The organism is Micromonospora sp. NPDC049580 (assembly GCF_040675595.1).
GTDB lineage: Bacteria > Actinomycetota > Actinomycetes > Mycobacteriales > Micromonosporaceae > Micromonospora.
The window spans coordinates 1-5,468 of record NZ_JBFAPG010000432.1 but is presented as its reverse complement, the minus strand read 5'-3'; the positions used below and the strand labels follow the sequence as shown (position 1 = coordinate 5,468).

General features: G+C 73.4%; 6 protein-coding genes. 4 read left to right on the top strand and 2 right to left on the bottom strand.

Features of this window, described 5'->3' with window-relative positions:
- The coding region (locus AB0J68_RS26100) for an NAD-dependent epimerase/dehydratase family protein (protein ID WP_363940853.1) at nucleotides 1–559 on the bottom strand (559 nt) is incomplete at its 3' end.
- A 29-nt stretch (nucleotides 560–588) separates the two neighbouring features.
- A complete protein-coding gene (locus AB0J68_RS26095) occupies nucleotides 589–1,479 on the bottom strand; it encodes a glycosyltransferase (protein WP_354862608.1) in 891 nt (296 codons plus the stop codon).
- 207 nt (nucleotides 1,480–1,686) lie between these two features.
- Here AB0J68_RS26095 and AB0J68_RS26090 point away from each other — a divergent pair, with 207 nt between their 5' ends.
- The 4 genes from AB0J68_RS26090 to AB0J68_RS26075 all read left to right on the top strand — a co-directional run.
- The gene (locus AB0J68_RS26090) at nucleotides 1,687–3,246 is read left to right on the top strand and encodes a glycosyltransferase family 39 protein (protein ID WP_363940851.1); all 1,560 of its coding nucleotides are present in this window, start codon (nucleotides 1,687–1,689) and stop codon (nucleotides 3,244–3,246) included.
- A 72-nt stretch (nucleotides 3,247–3,318) separates the two neighbouring features.
- On the top strand, nucleotides 3,319–4,050 hold the full coding sequence (locus AB0J68_RS26085) for a histidine phosphatase family protein (RefSeq protein WP_355137241.1): 732 nt from the start codon (nucleotides 3,319–3,321) through the stop codon (nucleotides 4,048–4,050).
- Complete coding sequence (locus AB0J68_RS26080; protein WP_363940848.1) at nucleotides 4,034–4,903, top strand: NAD(P)H-hydrate dehydratase; 870 nt, start codon at nucleotides 4,034–4,036, stop codon at nucleotides 4,901–4,903. The genes AB0J68_RS26085 and AB0J68_RS26080 overlap by 17 nt, the downstream gene beginning before the upstream one ends.
- A gap of 91 nt (nucleotides 4,904–4,994) precedes the next feature.
- The coding region (locus tag AB0J68_RS26075) for a hemerythrin domain-containing protein (protein ID WP_363940846.1) at nucleotides 4,995–5,468 on the top strand (474 nt) is incomplete at its 3' end.

Here is a 5,468-nt window from a genome sequence, read left to right as displayed (position 1 = left end):
GGCCGGCGCCGATGACGTTGCCGACCCGCAGCGTGACGCCCTCGATCAGGCCCTGCCGGTCGGCCTCGGCGACCGCCGTGGTGCAGCGCAGCTTGAACTCGCCGTACGGCATCACCGGCGCGGGCGGCAGCCCCTCGGGCATCGAGGTGTCGACCGGGACCAGCCCGTACTCGTGCACGCTGCCCAGCTGGATCACCCGGACCCGCCCGGGCAACCGGCCGGCGGCCTCGATCAGCCGCTCGACCAGCGTGACGTTGACCGCGAGCATCTGCGCGTCGGTGAGCCCCCACATGCCGCCCGCGGCGTTGATCACCACGTCCGGATCGAGCTCGCGCAGCACCGCGGTGATCTCGTCGACGTCGGCGGCGGCCAGGTCCAGCGCGCGGACCTCGACACCCGGCCCGACGTCGCGCGCGGTGCGGGCCACGGCGACCACGGTGTGCCCCTGGTCGGCCAGCGCCCGGCAGATGGGGCGGCCGAGGAAGCCGGTGCCACCGAGCACGGCCACCCTCCGCCGCTGTCCGGCGGCCTCCGCCGAGTGCCGTGGTTCGACGATCATGGCGCTGGCGTCTCCCTGGCTGCGGTCGGTCATCGGCCCGGCCCGAACGCGTGCCGCGACAGGCTCTTGACGCCGGTCATCCGGCCGGCGAGGACCGCCGTCGGCAGCAGCGTGATGGCGTGCAGCCGGGACGACATGTAGCGGCGGGCGGCCCGCGCCGCCCGGGGCCAGCCCTGCTCGTCCATCCGCCGGGCGACGTCGACGAAGAACGCCCGCGCCTCGGTGAACCGGGTGCCGGTGACCGCGTCGGCGGCGGACTTGCTGACCGCGTGCCGCCGGTACTGGAAGCACAGGGTGGTGTCGACGGCCATCTGCTCGCCGCGCTGGATCAGGTCGATCACCAGGGCCAGGTCCTGGATGACCTGGAACTCGTCGCGGAAGTCCACGGCCTTGAGCGCGTCGGTCCGCCAGCAGATCGACGGGAAGTAGAACCAGCAGCCGCGCAGCAGGCTGGCCGCCAGATCCTCGCCGCCCATCAGCTCCCGGGACTCGACCCGCGGGGCGTAGAGCCGCCGCTTGGCCTCGTCGACCATGGTGTTGACCACCGCGCCGGTGGCGTCGATGATCTCGACCCCCGGCTGGACCATGCCGACGCCCGGGTACTGCTCGATCACCGATCGCACGGTGGCGACGTAGTTGGGGTGCATGATGTCGTCCGTGCCCATCATCACCAGGTACTCGTGCTCGGCGAGGCCGACGCACTTGCGGTAGTTGCCGGTGACCCCGAGGTTGCGCTCGTTGCGCTGGTAGCGGACCCGCTCGTCGGTGATCTGAGCGAACCACTCCGGCACGCCCGGCTCGGTGCCGTCGTCGACCACGGTCAGGCGCCAACCCGGGTCACTCTGCGCCATCACGCTGCGGACGGCCGCCTGCATGAGGGGCACGCTCCCGTAGTACGGCAGCATGATGTCGACAATCATCGGTTCCGCGGGCCTTACTGTGCGTGGTGGAAGTGCTCGACGGGCGCGGCCACATTATCAGGCATCCCGTCCGGATCCAGTACCGGCGAGCCGGCCTGACGGCCGTCGCGACGCCACCGCCGGTGACCGGACGACGGGGCCGACGGCGACCGCGGCGGGGGCTATCATCGTCGCGCCCGCACCGCACGCCCCCCCGATCGGACGCCGATGCCAGACCGCGCCGTCACCACGGACGCGCCTCCCGCGCAGACCGACGCGGGGCCGCCCGCGCCAGCCACCGAGCCGGCCCGACGGCGACTCCCCCTCGTCCGCCGACTCGCGCTCAGCGTCTGGTTCTGGCCCACGGCCTTCGCCGCGCTCGCGGTCGGCTGGCGTCTCGGCAGCCCAGAGATGTGGCACGACGAGCTGGTGACCGTCGACGTGGCGACCCGCTCGACCGGGCAGATTCTGGGCATGCTGGCGAACGTCGATGCCGTGCACGGGGCGTACTACCTCTTCATGCACGGCTGGACGACCCTGTTCGGCACCGGCCCGGCCGTCGTGCGGCTCCCGTCGGCCCTGGCCATGGTCCTGGCCACCGCGTGCGTGGCGCTGGTCGGGCGACGGGTGTTCGGCCAGACGGCGGGGATCGCCGCCGGGTTCGTCTTCGCCCTCGTGCCCACGGTCACCCGCTTCGGGCAGGAGACCCGGTCGTACGCCTTCGTCGTCCTCGCCGCGGCCGCCGCAACCCTGTTCCTGCTGCGTGCGTTGCAGCGGCCGGGGTGGCTGCGCTGGATCGCGTACGTGCTCGCCGTGGCCGCCATCGGCCTGGTGAACGTGGTGGCGCTCACGCTGCTGCTCGGGCACGGCGTGGCCGTGTTGATCCACTGCTGGCGGGAGCGCCGGTGGTGGTCGCTGGCCTGGTTCGTGCTCGCCGCCGCCGCCGGGGTGGGGATCGCCGCGCCGGTGATCCTGCGCGGTATGAAGCAGGCGGGGCGGCAGATCAGCTGGATCCCGGACAGCGCGCCCTGGACGGTCTGGGAGCAGGCCTTCGGCTCGGTGCTGCTCGCCGCCGCGATCACCGCGCTGGCCGTGGTGGGCGTGCTGACCCACCTGCGCCGCGACGCCGCCGCGCGGACCGCCGTGGCGGCGGTGATCGCCGCCCTGCCGCTGCCGGTGATCCTGCTGGCCTCCACCGGCGACATCAACTACTTCTTCTCCAAGTACCTGCTGTTCCTCGTGCCGGCCTGGGCGGTGCTCGCCGGCGCGGGCGTCGCCGCGGTGCGCCGCGCCCCGCTGGTCGCGGTGGGGCTGGTGGTGCTCGCCGCCCTGAGCGTGCCCGGTCAGCTCGCGCTGCGCGGGGAGTACTCGCACGGCTGGTACACGTATCCGCAGGGGCGGGCGTTCAAGCCGCTGTCGTACTCGGAGGCGGCGCGGGTCATCGAGGCCGGCTACCAGCCCGGTGACGGCCTCGTGGCGGGCGGCCCCTGGTGGTGGATGCACGAGCCGGGGGTGCGCTACTACCTCCCTGCGGACGTGTCGCCGCGCAACGTCTTCCAACAGCAGTCGGCGGCCCACCGCAACGAGCTGTTCGGCGCGGACTGCGCCGACCCGGCCCGCTGCCTGCGCGACGAGCCCCGGCTGTGGGTGCTGCTGCCGACGGTCACCGACGCGCCGCTGACCGGCCTGCCGAAGAAGCAGTCCGCCGTGCTCGCCCAGCGCTACGACGTGGTCCGCGTCACGCACGTGACCGGGCTGACCGTGGCCCTGCTGCAACGGCGCGGCTGAGCCGACGCACCGGCCGCCCGGTGGCGCCCCGGGCGCGGTTACCGCGCGCGGCGCCCGGGTAGGGGGGTCGGCATGGCGGAACTGTCGACGCTCTGGATCATCCGGCACGGGGAGAGCACCGCGAACGTGGCGGCCACCCGGGCCGAGGAGAACGGCGCGGACGTGATCGGGCTCAGCCACCGCGACGCCGACGTGCCGCTGTCGGCCACCGGCGAGGAGCAGGCGCGGGCGACCGGCCGCTGGCTCGCCGGGCTGCCCGAGGATCGGCGCCCCGACGTGGCGGTGGTCTCGCCGTACCTGCGGGCGGTGTCCACGGCCGAGCTGGCGCTGCACGGCACCGGGGTGCCGGTGAGCCGGGACGAGCGGCTGCGCGACCGGGAGCTGGGCATCCTCGACGGCCTGACCGGGCACGGGGTACGCCGCCGGTTTCCCGACGAGGCCGAGCGCCGCGCCCGGCTGGGCAAGTTCTACTACCGGCCGCCCGGCGGTGAGGCCTGGACCGACGTGGCGCTGCGGCTGCGGACGCTCCTCGGCGACCTGCGCCGCGACCACGAGGGCCAGCGGGTGCTGCTCTTCGGCCACGACGCGCTGGTCTTCCTCCTGCGGTACCTGGTGGAAGGGCTGACCGAGCCGGAGCTGATGGCGTTGACCCGCGAACACGTCATCGCCAACTGCTCGATCACCGACTGGTCCGCCGACGACCAGGGCAGGCTGACGCTGGGCGGTTTCAACGAGGTCGGCCACCTGCACCGGCAGGGCGCCGAGTCGACGAGGGAGGACGAGATCCATGCCGAACCGGTCTGAGGTGCAGGTGATCACGCCGGGGCTGCTGCGCGACTGGGCGCTGCCGGTGCCGGCCGGCGGCAAGGAGAGCCGGGGCACCGTCCTGGTGATCGGCGGCTCCCGCTTCACGCCCGGGGCGGTCCTGCTCGCCGGGGTGGCCGCGCTGCGCGCCGGTGCCGGGGTGCTCCAGCTCGCCGCCGCCGAGTCCACCGCGGCCACGCTGAGCATCCAGGTGCCCGAGGCGCTGGTGGTCGGGCTGCCGGAGACGTCCGACGGCGCGGTCGCCGCCGACCGGGCCGGCCAGCTCGGTGAACTGGTCGGCGTGGCCGACGTGGTGGCCCTCGGCCCGGGGTTGAAGGGCATCGACGAGACCGCCGAGCTGCTGAGTCTCGTCCTGGAGGCGGCGGGGCCGCGCACCCCGCTGGTCCTCGACGCGTACGCCCTGGGCGCGCTCAGCCACGAGCCGAAGCTGCTGGTCGGCTCGGGCCGCCCGGTGGTGCTCACCCCCAACGTGACCGAGGCCGGGCACCTGCTCGGCCGGGAGCCGGGCGACGACCTGGACGCCGAGGCCGCCGAGCTGGCGCAACGCTACGAGGCAGTCGTCTCGCTCTACGGCCACGTGGCCGCCCCGGACGGGCGCGGGTGGCGGGAGGAGAGCGGCGACGCGGGCCTCGGCACGTCCGGCAGCGGAGACGTGCTCGCCGGCCTGCTCGCCGGGCTGCTCGCCCGGGGCGCCGACCCGGCGCAGGCCGCCTGCTGGGGAGCGTTCGCGCACGCCGTGAGCGGCCAACGGCTGATCCCCCGGTACGGCCGGATCGGCTTCCTGGCGCGGGAACTGCTCGACGAGATCCCGCGCACCCTGGCCACCGTCTGAACAGGCGAGATCGGCCACATTCGCCCGTTTCGCCGCTCGGCCTCGGGGTACCGGATCGACACCCAGCCGAGCTACGAAAGGGGGCACGCCGGTGTCAACCGATGCCATCGTCCTGCTCAAAGAGGACCACAAGGAGATGCGTCGCCTGTTCAAGGCCTTCCAGGACGCCGAGGAGGGGCCGGCGAGCCAGCGGCAGAAGCTGGTGAACCAGATCCTCGAGGCCCTGACGGTGCACACCTACCTGGAGAACGAGGTGATGTACCCGGAGGTCCGCCGGCTCCTGCCCGACCTGGAGGACGACATCCTCGAGTCGTACGAGGAGCACCACGTGGCCGACGTGCTCTGCGCCGAACTGGCCAGCATGGACGCCGGCGACGAGCGCTTCACCGCCAAGACCACGGTGCTGATCGAGAACGTCACGCACCACGTCGAGGAGGAAGAGGAGGAGTGGTTCCCCAAGGTCCGCGAGGCGCTTGGCCGTAAGCAGCTCCAGGAGATCGGCGAGAAGATGATCGCGTTGCGCGCGGACGCGCCGCGTACCCCCACCCAGCCGAAGGCCATCAAG